A 15,306-nucleotide genomic window follows, 5' to 3' on the forward strand; every position below is an offset into this window, starting at 1 on the left:
ATCCCGTAGTCAAAATTTGTTTGGCATAGCAAAGTAAATTCCATCGAGCGTAATGTCCCGGTCAGACCCTACGAGAGATGCTTTGCACTCGTCTCTGGCAGAAACCGGATGACCCGGCTACTGGAGAAACTCACGGGAAATCTGAAGTCGTCTTCCTCCACTCAATAAGCGGGCTGGTCCGCGTATGCGCGGACCAGCAGACCGCCGCTCTTATTTCGATGCGACCAGTATCCACAAACGCGCAAGATCAGCCGAACCGTCGTCGCCCTTGACCGCACGAAACGCCTGGATCGCCTTGGCCTTCTGGCCCGCGATGTAGTACGCCACGCCCAGATGCAGTTGCGCCTGATCCGGATGGTCGAGACCGCCCTTCGCAATCGCCGCTTCCATCGCGGCCAGACCCTGTGCCGCCTTTCCTGCGAATACGAGGTTAAAGCCCGCATCGATCGGATCGACCGGGTTGGCCGCGTCGGCTGGTGCCGCCGCGCGCTTCGCGGCCAGTGCCTGCAGGCGCTTTTCGCGATCCGCGCCAGCATCGTGGCCCAGTACGCCAGAAGCAAAACCTTGATCGATGACCTGCTTGCCCTCGGCCGTTGTGCCCGCAACGATCGCCAGCTGGGTCATTTCCATGTAATCGTCGGGCGTCGTCAGCGCATTGGTCGCGCGGCGCAAACGATACGTGTCGATGTCCAGCGACGACGCATAGTGCGACTTGCTGCGGATCGCGTGGAACAGATCATCCCAGTACGACTGTTTCGGGTAATACGCCACCAGCTTTTCGAGCGCACCGCGATAGGATGTGTCGTCCTTGACGCGCTGCGCGCAGGTCGCGAGCAACTGCAGTTGCGATTCGTCGGGCGCGCGGCCCGCACGGGCGGTCGCGTCGATACCCGGTCGCAGCAGATTCACGACGCTCGTGCAATCGTTCGACAGGTAATAGGACTGCACGAGCAGAACCCGCATGTCGGGGTCCGTGCCACCGGCCTTCTGGTACCGCTGCGCGACCCTGATTGCCTGTGCGTAATTCTTTTGCTGGAAGTAGATTCCCGCGAGCGCCGCCTCCGTGCGCTGCTCATCAGCGCCCTTCAACTGGCCCGAGCTCAGCAGCGATTCATAGGCCTGCGCAGCCGTGGCGTTATCGCCGGCTGCCGCTGCTGCGGCGCCGCGCATTTCCTGGATCATGTAGGTTTCGTAGGCCGTCTTGCCCGGCACGGCCGCCGCCTGATCGATCTTCGTCAGCGCATCCCTGTACTTGTGCGCACGGTAGAGATCCTGCGCGGCGTTTAGCGGCTTCGCGACATCGGGGCGCAGCGTATCCGCTGCAACCGACTGTGCGGGCTGCATGGCAAACGCGCACAGCCCTCCGAAAGCAGCCGCGACGATCGCGCGTCCGAACCGTTGATGGATCACTCGCATTCCTGCTTCCTTATTGCATGTACTGCTCGTTGCCGATCAGACCGATCTTCGTTGCACCCAGACGCTGTGCCGAAGCCATCACCGCAGCAACATCCTTGTAGGGCACCAGCTTGTTCGGGCGCAGATGGATTTCCGCCTGGACCGGCTCAGCGGCCACTTGTGACAACTTCGCTTCGAGTGCGGCGCGGTCCGGTACCAGCACACCGTTCCACGTCGTCGTGCCGTCGAAGTCGATATCGATCTGCACCACTTCCGGCTGTACAAGCGGCGGCGGCGGATTGCCGATCGGCAGATTCATCTTGATCGAGTGCATCTGGATCGGAATCGTGATGATCAGCATGATCAACAGCACCAGCATCACGTCGATCAGCGGCGTGGTGTTGATATCGACCATCACTTCCGGTTCGGAATTGCGGCCGCCCGAAGATACGTTCATTCCCATACCGACTCCTGTCGACCGGACCTGGCGTTTTCTTTAGCGCCCGGTCCGGTCCCATGCAAAGCTAGCCACCGCGTGCGGGCGGCTCCGTGATAAATGAAACCTTCGCAATGCCGGCACGCTCGCAGGCCGTGATCACGCGACCGATAAACTCGTAGCGCGTGTTCTGGTCGCCGCGCACGTGAATCTCCGGCTGCGGCAACTGCTCGGATACGCTCTTCAGGTCGGCCAGCAAGGTCGGTGCATCGACCAGCTTTTCGTTCCAGAAGAAATCGCCGTCGCGGTTCACTGCCACCGTGATGCTTTTCGGCGCGGTCTGCAGCGGCTGGATCGTCTCCTTCGGCAACTGCACCGGGATGTTGTGTGTCACCACCGGAATCGTGATCAGGAAGATGATCAGCAGCACCAGCATCACATCGACGAGCGGCGTGGTGTTGATATTGGAGATGACTTCGTCGTCATCCCCTTCCTGCCCAACGCTCATTGCCATAACAGCCTCCGCTTACTGGGCCAGCGAAGCCTGGCGAGCCTCGGCACGCGTCGAACGCATGCTGCCGGCGAGCAGGACGGTATGCAGCTGCGCGCCGAAGTTGCGCACACGCTCCATCACCGACTTGTTGCGGCGAACCAGGAAGTTGTAGCCGAGCACCGCGGGAACTGCCACGGCCAGACCGATTGCGGTCATGATCAGCGCTTCACCCACCGGGCCTGCAACCTTGTCGATCGATGCCTGGCCAGCAATACCGATTGCCGTCAGCGCGTGATAGATCCCCCACACCGTGCCGAACAGACCGACGAACGGCGCCGTCGAGCCGACCGTACCGAGGAAGGCCAGACCATCTTGCAGACGGTTCGATACGTTGGTAATGGCGCGCTCGACCGAGGTGTCGATCCAGGTGTTGCGATCGACGGCTTCGAGCAATGCTTCGTCGTGGTGTTCACCGGCTTCGATCGCGGTTTCGGCGATGAAGCGGAACGGCGATGCTTCGTCCAGCAGCTTCGCGCCTTCGACGAGCGACGGTGCGGTCCACAGCTGTTCGTCGGCGCTCTTCGCACGACGGTTAGCGCGGAACTGTTCGAAGAACTTCGTGATCATGATGTACCAGCTGCCCATCGACATGATCACCAGCAGGATCAGCACGAAGCGCGCAACGAAGTCGCCGTTTTTCCAGAGTGCGCCGAGACCGTACGGGTTACTGACGGTTTCCGACGTAGCGGGCTCAGGCGGCGGTGCCGGCTGGTCCGCGGACGGCGCAGCGGTCTGTGCCGTGGCCGTTTGCGACGCAGTCGCGTCAGCCGGTGCAGCCGTAGCTGCCGGGGCCGCCGATGCGGCGGCTGTTGCATCGCTGGCTTGTGCATAGGCAAGCTGCGGTGCGACAAAGGTACCCGCCGTGGTCACGGCCATCAACATGCTTGCCGCCAGTGCGGCTAGAGTTCGCTTCTTCATACCTGCTCCAGTTCATGCGTTGAACTTGTAAATCCGGACTAATACATCGCTACCGGTACCGTACGTACAGCCAGCGCGCTCAATTCAGGGTGAATGAGAACGGAACCTGTACTCGGACAGGCTGGCCTTGCGAAATACAACTGAACCGCTTGACCGCGTTGAATGCCGCACGATCCAGTGATGAATCTTCAGACGACTTCGCGACGCGTTCATTCGTAATGTGGCCCTGCGGATCGACTACGAATTCAATCAGCACATCACCCGTGGTGTTGTTTTCCATTGCTTCCTTCGGGTACGCGATCGAACCACGTATCTGATCGGAGTTAGGGCACACCACACCGACTTCCGTGCTCGGCGCCTTCGTCGGCGTCGGTGCAACGGGTGCCGCCACGGCAGGCGCGGATACAACGGGCGCTGACTGATGGGTAATGGTCGCCTGCGGCGGAGCCTGTACCGGCACTTCCGGCGGCGGCACGAACGGCGGCGGCGGCGGCGCGAATTTCGGCGGCGGCAATTGCACCGTCGGCATAGGCGGCGGAGGCGGTGGCTTCACCGGCTCGATGATTTTCGTTTCGATGGGATGCTGGATGACCTGCACCACCTTGGTGGCGAGACCGTTGAGCAATGCGTAGATCAGTACGATGTGCAGCAGGATTACGACTGCGATGCCGCCAAATCGGCGCACGGGAGTTTGTTGCTTGCGCCCGAACTCACGCGGACGCCCCGGTCGTTCAATCCGGGCTGTGACTGCAGGAAGTTGCCCTTCGACTTTCATACTTGCCTTTGCTCCTCCAGCGTGAACCATTCATTTCGGCGCCGCAGTGGGTTGTCTGCTGCAGATCATGTTCGCCAGGTCTTTTGGTAAAAAACGCCGGCGGCTTGATCTGGAGTCCGAAATTGACGTTGTGCTACCTGAACCAGTTGAATCCCGACTGCCCATCCAATGCACTGCGCATGGACAAACGACCCGCAGCCTGCAGGCTGGAAGTCGTGATCCACGGTCCGATCCGTATAAACACCAATAGACCGCATTGCTAATATGTTTCGCCGATTTTGCGTCCGCTATAGCAACAAAAACTCATGCACGGAAACTTCGCGCTATCGACCAATCGGCGTTAACATCTGTGCTGCCTTTCATGGGAGGCGAAGATAGCAGGTCAAAAAATCAAAGGTCAAACTTTTTTTGATGGGAGCAAAAGAAGTTTGCCGGGAATACACTTTGCGACATCTGCGAAAAGGCTGTTATCTATTTGAAAGGTAATGCCCCGCAGATTTTCTCGTGTAGTTCCGAAAGCGCCTTGCCCTACCCACCTGGCCCCGACCGACGTGCTGTGTACGCACGATCGGTGCAGCAGCCAACCCGCAGGACCCGAGGAAGCCCGATCCCCTCATCTCCCCATGCGGATTTCCCGCAAGCGCCCAAGCCGATCACCGGACTGCAAATCGCATCCCGACCTCGTAGTTACCCTGGGTACAACAGTACGCAGACCAGGTGAACTACGGAAAGAAGGCAAAATTTCAACTTTTCTCAGACCGGGTTTGGCGTGCTTCGAATGAACACTCTAAATCGGTCTTTTCACAACATTACAATTAACCATCTTCGAATTACGTTTATACAACTTCAATAGAAGTAATCTGGAACGTGATTCGCACAGCCGAAGCGTGAAAGTTGCATCGAAAGACGTCATTACTGGCAAGTCAACTCCATGTTGCGGCCGGACTACATTCATACGAATTCATCCCAAGTCTTAATTTGTCGGAAATATCATCGCGACTGTTCATGCGCGGGATACCGCTTGCGCAGCGAATTTCACGCCATTGCGGACGCCCTACCTTCGCGCACCGCCGGCCCAAGTAACCCAAGGGGATTTCATGAAGAAGACCACCGCGGCGCTCGGCGCCGCTCTGCTTGCACTCTCTGCCCAGTCCGCTTTTGCACAGAGCTCCGTCACGCTGTACGGCATTGTCGATACCAGCGTGCGCTACCTGACCAATGCCAACGCCAGCAACGACAGCCAGGTGGCCATGGGCGAAGGCGTCGAAACGCCGAGCCGCTTCGGCTTGAAAGGCACCGAAGATCTGGGTGGCGGCACATCGGCAATCTTCAAGCTCGAGAACCAGTTCCAGCTCTGGTCCGGCAAGTTCGATAACAGCAACAACACGCTCTTCCAGCGCAATGCCTATGTCGGGCTATCGAACAACCAGTACGGCGCACTGACCCTCGGTCGTCAGCAAACGCCGTTCTTCGACATGATGGGCAACACCTTCGATCCATTGACGGTCGGCGATTACTGGCAGGATAGCTGGGTCTATAACCCGGTCGGCCCGTTCCTGTTCACCAACAGCTCGGTCAAGTACAACGGCACGTTCGGCGGTCTGCACGTGGAAGGCATGTACGGCTTTGGTGGCGTGCCGGGCAGCACGGGCCAGAACAGCATGTATGGTTTTGCCGCGTCGTATGCGCTTGGGCCGCTAGAGGCCGTCGCCGGCTTCCAGCAGAACGACGTCTCGGGCAAGAAGTTCAACATCGCGAACTTCGGTGCCGTCTATACGTTCACGCCGACACTCAAGGTGCTGGCAGGCTGGTTGCATTCGCAGGACAACACGGGGCTTGCCGACGTCGACATGCAGCAGTCCGGCGCGCCGACCCTGGCACACGTGAGCCCGAATCGCATCGATGACAGCTTCTACGTCGGTTCGACGTGGCAGGTCACTTCGCCGCTGACGCTCACGGTAGCGGGCTACTACGATCACGCGCGCAACGCGGCGCTACTCGACGGCTCGCTGGGCAACGGTATCAACTATTCGGCCACCGTACTCGCCGAGTACTCGTTGTCGAAGCGCACCGAAGTGTATGGCACGGTTGACTTCACCCGCGGTAACGGTGCGTTCCTTGCGGACTACCCGGGTCGCAACAACCAGACCGGTGTTGCTATCGGTTTGCGCAATATCTTCTGATCGGGTTTTGCTACCAGGCAGAAAGACGAACTGAATATTGGAACCCTTTGGGCGGTGACGACGTAGCTGGGCGGTGATCTTCGGGTCGCCGCCTTTCGCGGTCTGACGGTCCATGTCGACCTCGCTCTCATTCATCTATCGTAGATATCGAAGCAGGCGGATAGTCGTGCGCTGAAGCCGTATGTGCCATCGATATTCCACCAGCAGCGATTGCTTCCCGAACGTGTCTTGCGCAAGGGCCATGACTTACTGATTCAGCATGGGCACGCAGATGAGTTATGGCGGCGTCTTTATTCCAGGTTGGGACGTACCCTCTCCAGAATGGGGACTTTCCGGCAATCGCCCACCGGAATACAGGAATCTATCTCCACCTCGAAATCGCGGGCTCGTGTACATTTTCAGAGCGCGTGGGTCCGCCGTGCAATCAATTGCAGCGCGCATCCTGTTGCGCCTACAACGAATACGGGTAGGCCGGCAAGCAACGCTCACGGTGGAGGAAAGGACGCCAGAAACGAAAAAAGCTCTCAGAGCCTGAACTCTGAGAGCCTCATATCTACTGGTCGGGGCGAGAGGATTTGAACCTCCGACCACCTGCACCCCATGCAGGTACGCTACCAGGCTGCGCTACGCCCCGAAAGCGTGAAAGTATAACAGAGAGTCCTTCCGATTTGAACGCTGATACTTCACACGCAATACAAAACTTGATCGAACAGAACAGCTAACGTCCCAGCGCATCGAGCACGTGAAGCAACGCCTTGCGCAACGCATCGACATCGACGCTAGCCGATGTCTGCGGCACCGCGACGTCGCTCTCCTCTTCAACCTCAGCGGCTGCATGATGCGCCGAGCCGCCATGCGAATCGAGACGATTACGCGCACCGTTGATCGTGAAACCCTGTTCGTAAAGCAGCTCGCGAATCCGCCGGATCAGCAGCACTTCGTGATGCTGGTAGTACCGCCGATTACCGCGGCGCTTCACCGGCCGCAACTGCGTGAACTCCTGCTCCCAGTAACGCAGCACGTGCGGCTTCACGCCGCACAGTTCGCTGACTTCACCGATGGTGAAGTAGCGCTTCGCTGGAATCGGAGGCAAGACGACTTTTTCGATCGTCGCTGTCATCGTCAGTTAGCCGTATGGGTTGCGCAGAAGGCGCGTGAAACGGTCAGCGCGCGTAGCTTGCTTCAGCGCCGTTCTCTACCAGCGCCTTCAGCTTTTGACTTGCATGAAACGTCACGACACGGCGCGCAGCGATTGGAATCGCTTCGCCAGTTTTCGGATTTCTACCGGGACGCTGCGGCTTGTCGCGCAACTGGAAATTGCCGAAGCCGGACAGCTTCACGCTGTCACCGCTTTCCAGCGCATCGCGAATCACCTCGAAGAACGCTTCGACCATATCCTTCGCTTCCCGCTTGTTGAGTCCGACATTGTCGAACAGCAACTCGGCAAGCTCGGCCTTGGTCAATGTCGGCGCCTCGCCCGATGCGCCCGCGGATGATGTCGGGATATCGCGAATCATGGCGCTGCGTTGCGCCGAAAGAAGGGCTTCGAAATCACTCGAGTTCATTTCATTCATATCTGTCAAATGGCGCGCCACCCATAAACCGAAACATGCGGAAACTGCTGTTTGCAGGTGATCCGTGGGTTATCCGCGCAGCCGTGCGCCATATACTCGAGCCAGACGATTCACCAGAGTTTGAATGGCCAGATCGACCGTTTCATCCTGAAGTGTCCCGCCAGTATCTTGCAAGGTTACACGGAACGCAAGGCTTTTCTCGTGTGCAGCCAACCCACCGGAAGTGCTTGATTTTGGACGAAATTCGTCGAAAAGCGCAACCCTTTGAACGGTCTTGCAGGCGTCCTCGGAAAGCGCGTTTTGCATCTCGTCGAGCAGTGCCTGAGCCTCGATTTTCTGATCCACCACGACGGCAATATCGCGCCGCACCGGCGGGAATTTCGACACGTCGGTCGGACTCGGCAACGTACGCCCAATGAGCGCGTCCGTTTCAATTTCAAACAGAATCGGCGCATGCGGTAAATCGTATTTCTGCATCCAGCGCGGATGCAATTCACCGACCCAGCCCACTGCACGGCCGTTCAATTCGATGCGCGCGCTGCGCCCCGGATGCAGCGCGGGATGCTCCGCCGTCACGAACCGCGCGACAGCCGGCGCCAGCACCGCCTCCAGGTCGCCCTTCACGTCGAAGAAGTCGACTGCGCGCGACGGCGCGCCCCACTGCTCTTCGAGCGCGGGGCCGTACGCGAGCGCACCGACCATCTTCGGCTGGGCGTAACCTTCCACAGCCAGTTCGCCGGCTTTCATCGATGCGTCCGGCAGGAACACACGTCCCGCTTCGAACACGCGAACCCGGTCCGCGCGGCGATTCAGGTTGTGGCGCAGCACATTGATCAAGCTGCCGAACAGGGTCGTACGCATGACGGAGAGCTGGCTCGCGATCGGATTTAGCAAACGCACTGGCTTGTCGTTGCCGGCGAAATCCTGTTCCCATTCCGCGTCGACGAAGCTGAAGTTCACTGTTTCTGCGTAGTCGCGCGCGGCGAGCGCGTGACGAATGGTGTGAATCGAGCGCTGCGTTTCATGCGTCGCGCGCATTTCACTCGTGGCCACGGGCGGGCGCGCCGGGATCTTCTCGAAGCCGTAGATGCGTGCCACTTCTTCGATCAGGTCTTCCTCGATCTCGATGTCGAAGCGGTACGGCGGCGGCGTCACGGAGAACGTGTCACCGTCGCGTTCGAACGTCAGACCGAGACGCGTGAAGATCTGCGCGATCTCGTCGGCACCGATCGTCACACCGATGATGCGGTTCGCCCGAGCAACACGCATCTTCACCGGCGTGCGCTGCGGCACGTTGACGATCTGGTCGTCGACGGGGCCTGCTGCGCCACCGCAGATATCGAGAATCAGTTGCGTGATGCGTTCGATATGCTCGACGGTCGTCGAATAGTCGACGCCACGTTCAAAACGATGCGCCGCATCGGTCGAGAAGTTGTAGCGCCGCGCGCGGCCACGAATGCTATCCGGCCACCAGAACGCGGCTTCCAGATAAATGTTGGTCGTGTCGAGCGTCACCGCCGTGCTGTCGCCACCCATGATGCCGGCGAAGCTTTCGAGATGCTGGTCGTCAGCGATCACGCCAACAGCTTCATCGACTTCAACGGTGTTGCCGTTCAGCAGCTTCAGCGATTCGCCGCGTCGACCCCAGCGCACATCAAGGCTACCGTGAATCTTGTCGAGGTCGAACACGTGCGACGGCCGGCCGAGTTCGAGCATCACATAGTTCGAGATGTCGACGAGCGCGGAAATGCTGCGCTGGCCCGAGCGTTCCAGACGCTCGACCATCCACTGCGGCGACTTCGCGCGCGCGTTCACGCCGCGAATCACACGACCGGAGAAGCGGCCGCACAGATCGGGCGCGGAGATTTTCACCGGCAGCGTTTCGTTCAACGTAGCGGCAACCGGCTTGATATCGAGCGGATGCAACTTCGCTCCGGTGATCGCGGCGGTCTCGCGTGCAACGCCGAATACCGACAGACAGTCGGCCTTGTTCGGCGTCAGCTTGATTTCGAAAATCGTATCGTCGAGGTTCAGCGTTTCGCGAATGTCCTGGCCGATCGGCGTGTCTTCCGGCAGGATCAAGAGGCCGCTGTGGTCTTCCGACAGCTTCAGCTCGCGTGCGGAGCACAGCATCCCCTGACTCTCGACACCGCGCAGCTTCGACAGCTTGATCGCGAATGGCACGCCGCCTTCTTCGGCCGGCGGCAACTCTGCGCCCACCAGGGCGACCGGTACCTTGATGCCAGGCGCAACGTTCGGCGCACCACATACGATGTTCAGCGTCGCGCCCGTGCCGGCGTCGACCTGACACACGTTGAGCTTGTCCGCGTCCGGGTGCTTCACGACTTCGAGCACACGCCCGACGACGATCTTCGAAGTAGGCGGCGCGGCCGGCCGCAGGCTTTCGACTTCGAGGCCCGCCATGGTCAACGCGTGCGACAGCGCGTCCGTCGTCAGTTGCGGATCGACAAAGGTTCTCAGCCAGGATTCCGGGAATTGCATGGTTCTGTGTACGTTCTGATCAGGTTAGGTCCACGTCCGGCGAATGCATCCGCACCTGCCGGCTGCACAGCGAGCGTTACGCGAATTGGCGCAGGAAACGCAGGTCGTTTTCAAAGAACAGACGCAGGTCCTGCACGCCGTAACGCAGCATCGCGAGCCGCTCGAGGCCGCTGCCAAAAGCAAAGCCGATGTAACGCTCGGGGTCGAGGCCCATGTTGCGGATCACGGTCGGATGAACCTGACCGGAGCCTGAAATTTCCAGCCACTTGCCCGCGTTCTTGCCCTGCTCGAACATCATGTCGATTTCGGCCGACGGTTCGGTGAACGGGAAATACGACGGACGGAAGCGCACGAGAATGTCGTCGCGCTCGAAGAACTTCTTCAGGAAGTCCGTGTAGACGCCCTTCAGATCCGCGAAGCTGATGTTCTCGTCGATCCACAGACCTTCGACCTGATTGAACATCGGCGAATGCGTCGCGTCGCTGTCGACGCGATAAGTACGGCCCGGCGCTATCGCCTTGATCGGCGGCTTGTTCATGCGTGCGTAGCGAACCTGCATCGGGCTCGTATGCGTACGCAACAGCAGCTGGCGGCCGTCGGCATCCTTGCCGTCGACATAGAACGTGTCCTGCATCGAGCGCGCCGGATGGTTCTCCGGGCTGTTCAACGCAGTGAAGTTGTACCAGTCGGTTTCGATCTCGGGGCCATCGGCCACATCGAAACCGATCGAGCGGAAAATCTGTTCGACGCGTTCCCACGTGCGCATCACCGGATGCAGGCTGCCTGCACCGATGCCGCGACCGGGCAGCGTGACGTCGATCGCCTCGGCGGCGAGACGCTGGTTCAGCAACGCATCGGCAAGCGCCTGACGACGCGCCGTCAGCGCGGCTTCCACCTGCTGCTTGGCGATGTTGATGCGTGCGCCTTCGGTTTTACGTGCCTCGGGATCGAGTTTGCCCAAGCCCTTCAGCAACTCGGTCAACGCACCTGACTTGCCGAGAAAACGGGCTTTTTCGTTTTCGAGGGTCGTGATGTCGGTGGCCTGTTCGAAGGCTTTTTGCGCGTCGGCGACAATCTGGTCCAGATCCATTGATCCCATCTTTTCAACGTCAGTGTTCTATCGAAACGAAAGTGGCTCGACCAACAAAAAAGGGGCTCGGTGAGGAGCCCCGTTTTTGTTGCAGCGTCACCGAAACCACCGGATCTTCGCTGCAACGAACCACGCAGTACGATGTGCTAACTAGCGCAATCAGGCTGCAACGGCGGCTTTCACCTGCTGAACGATCGCAGCAAAAGCGGCCTTGTCGAACACAGCCATGTCGGCCAGCACCTTGCGGTCGAGTTCGATCGAAGCCTTCTTCAGGCCGTTGATGAACACGCTGTACGTCATGTCGTGCTGACGCACCGCCGCGTTGATACGCGTGATCCACAATGCGCGGAACACACGCTTCTTGTTGCGGCGATCGCGGTAGGCGTACTGGCCTGCGCGCATGACCGCCTGCTTGGCGATGCGATAGACGTTATTGCGACGGCCGCGGTAACCCTTGGCCAGCTTGATGATCTTCTTGTGGCGGGCCCGTGCGGTAACCCCACGTTTGACTCTAGGCATAATGAACTCCTGTGAGTTTTAGTTAAGGGTTAGGCGAACGGCAACATTGCGCGCACAGCGCTCATGTTGGTCTCATGAACGGCCGTGGAACCACGCAGGTGACGCTTGTTCTTGGTGGTCTTCTTGGTAAGAATGTGGCGCTTGAAGGCTTGACCGCGCTTGACGGTACCGCCCGGGCGCACCACGAAGCGCTTTGCAGCACTCTTCTTGGTTTTCATCTTAGGCATGACGAACAACTCCATTATTTGATGGATATGGGTGTGCGGTTGGCGCAAACGCCCTTTACCGCCCTTCGAAACCCACTCCACTTGGTATGCAGCAAACCTATCCTGCCGGTCGCCGCTTTTTCAGAAGCAGTGCCTGTGAAACGGACACCGCTTCGAAACCTGCCGCTTCCCGTCGCCTGACGGGAAGCCCAATCTTTTTGCCATCGCCGGGCACATCACACGATGCACCCGCTGCAGCTTATTTCTTCTTCTTCGGCGAGAGCACCATGATCATCTGGCGCCCTTCCATCTTGGGCATCTGCTCGACCTGACCAACTTCGTCGAGGTCGGTGCGCAGACGCTCCAGCATGCGCATACCGATTTCCTGGTGAGCCATTTCGCGGCCGCGGAAACGCAACGTGATTTTCGTCTTGTCGCCGTCTTCGAGAAAGCGCACGAGATTACGAAGCTTGACGTTGTAGTCTCCGTCATCGGTACCGGGCCGGAACTTCACTTCCTTGACCTGGATGACCTTCTGCTTGAGCTTGGCCTCGTGTTGCTTCTTCGCTTCCTGGTACTTGAATTTGCCGTAGTCCATCAATCGGCAAACAGGCGGTACCGCCTGCGGAGCAATTTCGACCAGATCAACGTCCTGCTGCTCCGAGAGTCGGAAAGCATCGGCGAGTTTCACGATGCCCAGCGGTTCGTTTTCGACTCCGACGAGACGCACTTCAGGTGCGGTTATTTCGCCGTTGATGCGATGCGGCTTATCCGTAGCGATGTTACGTTTCCTCTAAAAATTAAAAAAACGAGCCGCGCTGCCGAAGTGGGTTTACCGGAACGACTGCACGTCCTCGCGCAGGCGTTCAGTAAAGGCTTCGACCGGCATTACACCCAGATCGACGCCACCACGGGCACGCACGGCTACCGTTTGTGCATCACGCTCTTTATCGCCGACCACAAGGAGATACGGCACCTTTTCCAGCGTGTGCTCGCGTATTTTATAGCTAATCTTCTCGTTACGCAAATCGACCTCTACTCTAACCCCTTGTTTTTGCAACGTTTGGGCAAGAGCACGGGCATATTCGGCCTGACTTTCGGCGATATTCATCACCACAGCCTGCGTCGGGGCCAGCCAGGGCGGCATTGCACCAGCATGGTGCTCGATCAGAATGCCGAGAAAACGCTCCATCGATCCGACGATTGCCCGGTGCAGCATGATCGGCCGGCGCCGGCTGTTGTCCTCGGCCACGTATTCGGCGCCGAGGCGCTCCGGCAGCACCATGTCGAGCTGCAACGTGCCGCATTGCCACGAGCGGCCGAGCGCATCCTTGATGTGATATTCGACCTTCGGACCATAGAACGCGCCCTCTCCGGGCAGCTCCTCCCACGTCACGCCGCAGGCCGTCAGCGCCTCGCGCAGGCCCTGCTCGGCACGATCCCAGGTTTCGTCGGTACCGGCGCGCGCATCGGGACGCAGCGACAGCTTGATCTCGACCTGGTCGAAGCCGAAGTCCTTGTACACACTCATCGCGAGCGTGTTGAACGCGATCGACTCGCTGATGAACTGGTCTTCGGTACAGAAAATGTGTGCGTCGTCCTGCACGAAACCGCGCACGCGCATCAGGCCGTGCAACGCGCCCGATGCCTCGTTCCGGTGGCATGAGCCGAACTCGGCATAACGCAGCGGCAGGTCACGATACGAACGCAGCCCATGGTTGAACACCTGCACGTGCCCCGGACAGTTCATCGGCTTGATCGCGTAGTCGCGCTTTTCCGATTCCGTCGTGAACATGTTCTCGCGATAGTTCTGCCAGTGACCAGACGCTTCCCACAGCGAGCGGTCCATGATCATCGGCGTCTTGATCTCGAGATAGCCCGCATCGTTCACACGTCGGCGCATGTACTGCTCGACCTGCTGCCACAGCGTCCAGCCGCGCGGATGCCAGAACACCATGCCCGGCGACTCTTCCTGCATGTGGAACAGGTCGAGTTGCTTGCCGAGCTTGCGGTGATCGCGCTTCTCGGCCTCTTCGAGCATGTGCAGGTACGCGTCCTGATCTTCCTTCTTCACCCACGCCGTGCCGTAGATACGCTGCAGCTGTTCGTTCTTCGCATCGCCGCGCCAGTACGCGCCTGCCACCCGCATCAGCTTGAACACCTTCAGCTTGCCCGTAGACGGCACGTGCGGGCCGCGGCACAGATCGGTGAAACCGCCGTGCGAATAGAGCTTGATTTCGTCGGTAGCGGGAATCGATTCGATGATCTCGGCCTTGTACTTCTCGCCGATGCTCTTGAAGTAATCGACGGCTTCGTCGCGCGACACTACGCGGCGCGACACCGGCTCGTCTTTCTTCGCGAGTTCCTGCATGCGCTTTTCGATCTTCTCGAGATCGTCGGGCGTGAAGGGACGGCTGTACGCGAAGTCGTAGTAGAAGCCGTTATCGATCACCGGGCCGATCGTGACCTGTGCTTCCGGATACAGATCCTTCACCGCATACGCAAGCAAGTGCGCCGTGGAGTGGCGGATGATATCGAGGCCGTCTTTATCTTTATCCGTAACGATGGCCAGCGACGCATCGCGATCGATCAACGCGGACGTATCCACCAGCTCGCCATCGATCTTGCCGCCAAGCGCGGCTTTCGCAAGACCCGGACCGATCGATGCCGCTACTTCGGCGACCGTAACCGGATGCTCGTACTGTCGAACAGAACCGTCAGGCAGACGTATCGAAACCATTTCGCTCTCCGTGATGCCGACCGGCGGCGGCACATACGATAACCCGATAAAGACGAAAAAAATGCGGCCCCGCTTTCGAGGGGCCGCATTTCACATTCAGCAAACAGCAAGGGCGAAAGAGGTCCTCGACTAGCGTCGTTCCGAAGTAGTTCCGGTCAACGTTCGCGGTGTCATAACCGTATTCGCCTTGATGCGCCGAAGCGCATGCTGCTTCATTATTCAAAAACTCCGGCGAACCGGAGTTTCAATTTTCGTTGGTAGGCTCGATTGGACTCGAACCAACGACCCCCACCATGTCAAGGTGGTGCTCTAACCAGCTGAGCTACGAGCCTAAAGAAGCGAAATTATAAGAAGCCTAGCAAATCTTGGCAAGTACTTTTATGCGACCACATCACAGGAATTGCTCACGACGGGA

14 protein-coding genes and 2 tRNA genes are annotated in these 15,306 nt (G+C 59.1%); 1 reads left to right on the forward strand and 15 read right to left on the reverse strand.

Translation table 11 applies throughout. The annotated features are described in order from the left end of the window. Positions 1 to 210 precede the first annotated feature (210 nt). From BWP39_RS03860 to BWP39_RS03880, 5 genes are all read right to left on the reverse strand, one after another. Positions 211 to 1,416 carry a tetratricopeptide repeat protein gene (locus BWP39_RS03860; protein ID WP_096717044.1) on the reverse strand — a complete coding sequence of 402 codons (1,206 nt, stop codon included), beginning with the start codon at positions 1,414 to 1,416 and terminating at the stop codon, positions 211 to 213. 10 nt (positions 1,417 to 1,426) lie between these two features. Continuing rightward, positions 1,427 to 1,858 (reverse strand): ExbD/TolR family protein, encoded by a 432-nt coding sequence (locus BWP39_RS03865; RefSeq protein WP_096717046.1) that lies wholly within the window; start codon positions 1,856 to 1,858, stop codon positions 1,427 to 1,429. Positions 1,859 to 1,919: 61 nt separating this feature from the next. After that, the gene (locus tag BWP39_RS03870; protein ID WP_096717048.1) at positions 1,920 to 2,345 is read right to left on the reverse strand and encodes an ExbD/TolR family protein; all 426 of its coding nucleotides are present in this window, start codon (positions 2,343 to 2,345) and stop codon (positions 1,920 to 1,922) included. Positions 2,346 to 2,357: 12 nt separating this feature from the next. Further along, complete coding sequence (locus BWP39_RS03875; RefSeq protein WP_091020192.1) at positions 2,358 to 3,302, reverse strand: MotA/TolQ/ExbB proton channel family protein; 945 nt, start codon at positions 3,300 to 3,302, stop codon at positions 2,358 to 2,360. A 79-nt stretch (positions 3,303 to 3,381) separates the two neighbouring features. Beyond that, complete coding sequence (locus BWP39_RS03880) at positions 3,382 to 4,077, reverse strand: energy transducer TonB (RefSeq protein ID WP_096717050.1); 696 nt, start codon at positions 4,075 to 4,077, stop codon at positions 3,382 to 3,384. Between the two features lie 1,097 nt (positions 4,078 to 5,174). Between BWP39_RS03880 and BWP39_RS03885 the strand changes: the two genes are divergently transcribed. Then, positions 5,175 to 6,260 (forward strand): porin, encoded by a 1,086-nt coding sequence (locus tag BWP39_RS03885; protein WP_096717052.1) that lies wholly within the window; start codon positions 5,175 to 5,177, stop codon positions 6,258 to 6,260. 557 nt (positions 6,261 to 6,817) lie between these two features. Here BWP39_RS03885 and BWP39_RS03890 read toward each other — a convergent pair. From BWP39_RS03890 to BWP39_RS03940, 10 genes are all read right to left on the reverse strand, one after another. After that, positions 6,818 to 6,894: transfer RNA gene (locus BWP39_RS03890), tRNA-Pro, on the reverse strand. Positions 6,895 to 6,978: 84 nt separating this feature from the next. Next, the gene (locus tag BWP39_RS03895) at positions 6,979 to 7,380 is read right to left on the reverse strand and encodes a MerR family transcriptional regulator (RefSeq protein WP_096717054.1); all 402 of its coding nucleotides are present in this window, start codon (positions 7,378 to 7,380) and stop codon (positions 6,979 to 6,981) included. Between the two features lie 43 nt (positions 7,381 to 7,423). Further along, a complete protein-coding gene (locus BWP39_RS03900; RefSeq protein ID WP_091020155.1) occupies positions 7,424 to 7,834 on the reverse strand; it encodes an integration host factor subunit alpha in 411 nt (136 codons plus the stop codon). Between the two features lie 69 nt (positions 7,835 to 7,903). Next, on the reverse strand, positions 7,904 to 10,336 hold the full coding sequence (gene pheT, locus BWP39_RS03905; protein WP_096717056.1) for a phenylalanine--tRNA ligase subunit beta: 2,433 nt from the start codon (positions 10,334 to 10,336) through the stop codon (positions 7,904 to 7,906). 76 nt (positions 10,337 to 10,412) lie between these two features. Continuing rightward, complete coding sequence (gene pheS / locus BWP39_RS03910; protein ID WP_170043829.1) at positions 10,413 to 11,426, reverse strand: phenylalanine--tRNA ligase subunit alpha; 1,014 nt, start codon at positions 11,424 to 11,426, stop codon at positions 10,413 to 10,415. A gap of 159 nt (positions 11,427 to 11,585) precedes the next feature. Beyond that, entirely contained in the window at positions 11,586 to 11,945 is a 360-nt protein-coding gene (rplT, locus tag BWP39_RS03915; RefSeq protein WP_006052502.1) for a 50S ribosomal protein L20, read from the reverse strand. Between the two features lie 29 nt (positions 11,946 to 11,974). After that, positions 11,975 to 12,172: a 50S ribosomal protein L35 gene (gene rpmI / locus BWP39_RS03920; RefSeq protein WP_096718529.1), complete on the reverse strand. Its 198-nt coding sequence runs from the start codon at positions 12,170 to 12,172 to the stop codon at positions 11,975 to 11,977. 238 nt (positions 12,173 to 12,410) lie between these two features. Beyond that, positions 12,411 to 12,932, reverse strand: coding sequence for a translation initiation factor IF-3 (gene infC, locus BWP39_RS03925; RefSeq protein ID WP_091020146.1), 522 nt, complete (start codon positions 12,930 to 12,932; stop codon positions 12,411 to 12,413). 51 nt (positions 12,933 to 12,983) lie between these two features. Continuing rightward, complete coding sequence (thrS, locus tag BWP39_RS03930; RefSeq protein WP_096717060.1) at positions 12,984 to 14,891, reverse strand: threonine--tRNA ligase; 1,908 nt, start codon at positions 14,889 to 14,891, stop codon at positions 12,984 to 12,986. A 255-nt stretch (positions 14,892 to 15,146) separates the two neighbouring features. Then, positions 15,147 to 15,223: transfer RNA gene (locus tag BWP39_RS03940), tRNA-Val, on the reverse strand. Positions 15,224 to 15,306 lie beyond the last annotated feature (83 nt).

Origin of the sequence: Paraburkholderia acidicola (assembly GCF_002362315.1) — a bacterium.
Lineage (GTDB): Bacteria > Pseudomonadota > Gammaproteobacteria > Burkholderiales > Burkholderiaceae > Paraburkholderia > Paraburkholderia acidicola.

Coding starts and splice junctions, on each gene's coding strand:
- thrS (WP_096717060.1), bottom strand. CDS start 14,891: ATGGTTTCGATACGTCTGCCTGACGGTTCTGTTCGACAGTACGAGCAT.
- BWP39_RS03875 (WP_091020192.1), bottom strand. CDS start 3,302: ATGAAGAAGCGAACTCTAGCCGCACTGGCGGCAAGCATGTTGATGGCC.
- BWP39_RS03860 (WP_096717044.1), bottom strand. CDS start 1,416: ATGCGAGTGATCCATCAACGGTTCGGACGCGCGATCGTCGCGGCTGCT.
- BWP39_RS03900 (WP_091020155.1), bottom strand. CDS start 7,834: ATGAATGAAATGAACTCGAGTGATTTCGAAGCCCTTCTTTCGGCGCAA.
- pheT (WP_096717056.1), bottom strand. CDS start 10,336: ATGCAATTCCCGGAATCCTGGCTGAGAACCTTTGTCGATCCGCAACTG.
- BWP39_RS03870 (WP_096717048.1), bottom strand. CDS start 2,345: ATGGCAATGAGCGTTGGGCAGGAAGGGGATGACGACGAAGTCATCTCC.
- pheS (WP_170043829.1), bottom strand. CDS start 11,426: ATGGATCTGGACCAGATTGTCGCCGACGCGCAAAAAGCCTTCGAACAG.
- BWP39_RS03885 (WP_096717052.1), top strand. CDS start 5,175: ATGAAGAAGACCACCGCGGCGCTCGGCGCCGCTCTGCTTGCACTCTCT.
- rpmI (WP_096718529.1), bottom strand. CDS start 12,172: ATGCCTAAGATGAAAACCAAGAAGAGTGCTGCAAAGCGCTTCGTGGTG.
- BWP39_RS03880 (WP_096717050.1), bottom strand. CDS start 4,077: ATGAAAGTCGAAGGGCAACTTCCTGCAGTCACAGCCCGGATTGAACGA.
- BWP39_RS03895 (WP_096717054.1), bottom strand. CDS start 7,380: ATGACAGCGACGATCGAAAAAGTCGTCTTGCCTCCGATTCCAGCGAAG.
- rplT (WP_006052502.1), bottom strand. CDS start 11,945: ATGCCTAGAGTCAAACGTGGGGTTACCGCACGGGCCCGCCACAAGAAG.
- BWP39_RS03865 (WP_096717046.1), bottom strand. CDS start 1,858: ATGGGAATGAACGTATCTTCGGGCGGCCGCAATTCCGAACCGGAAGTG.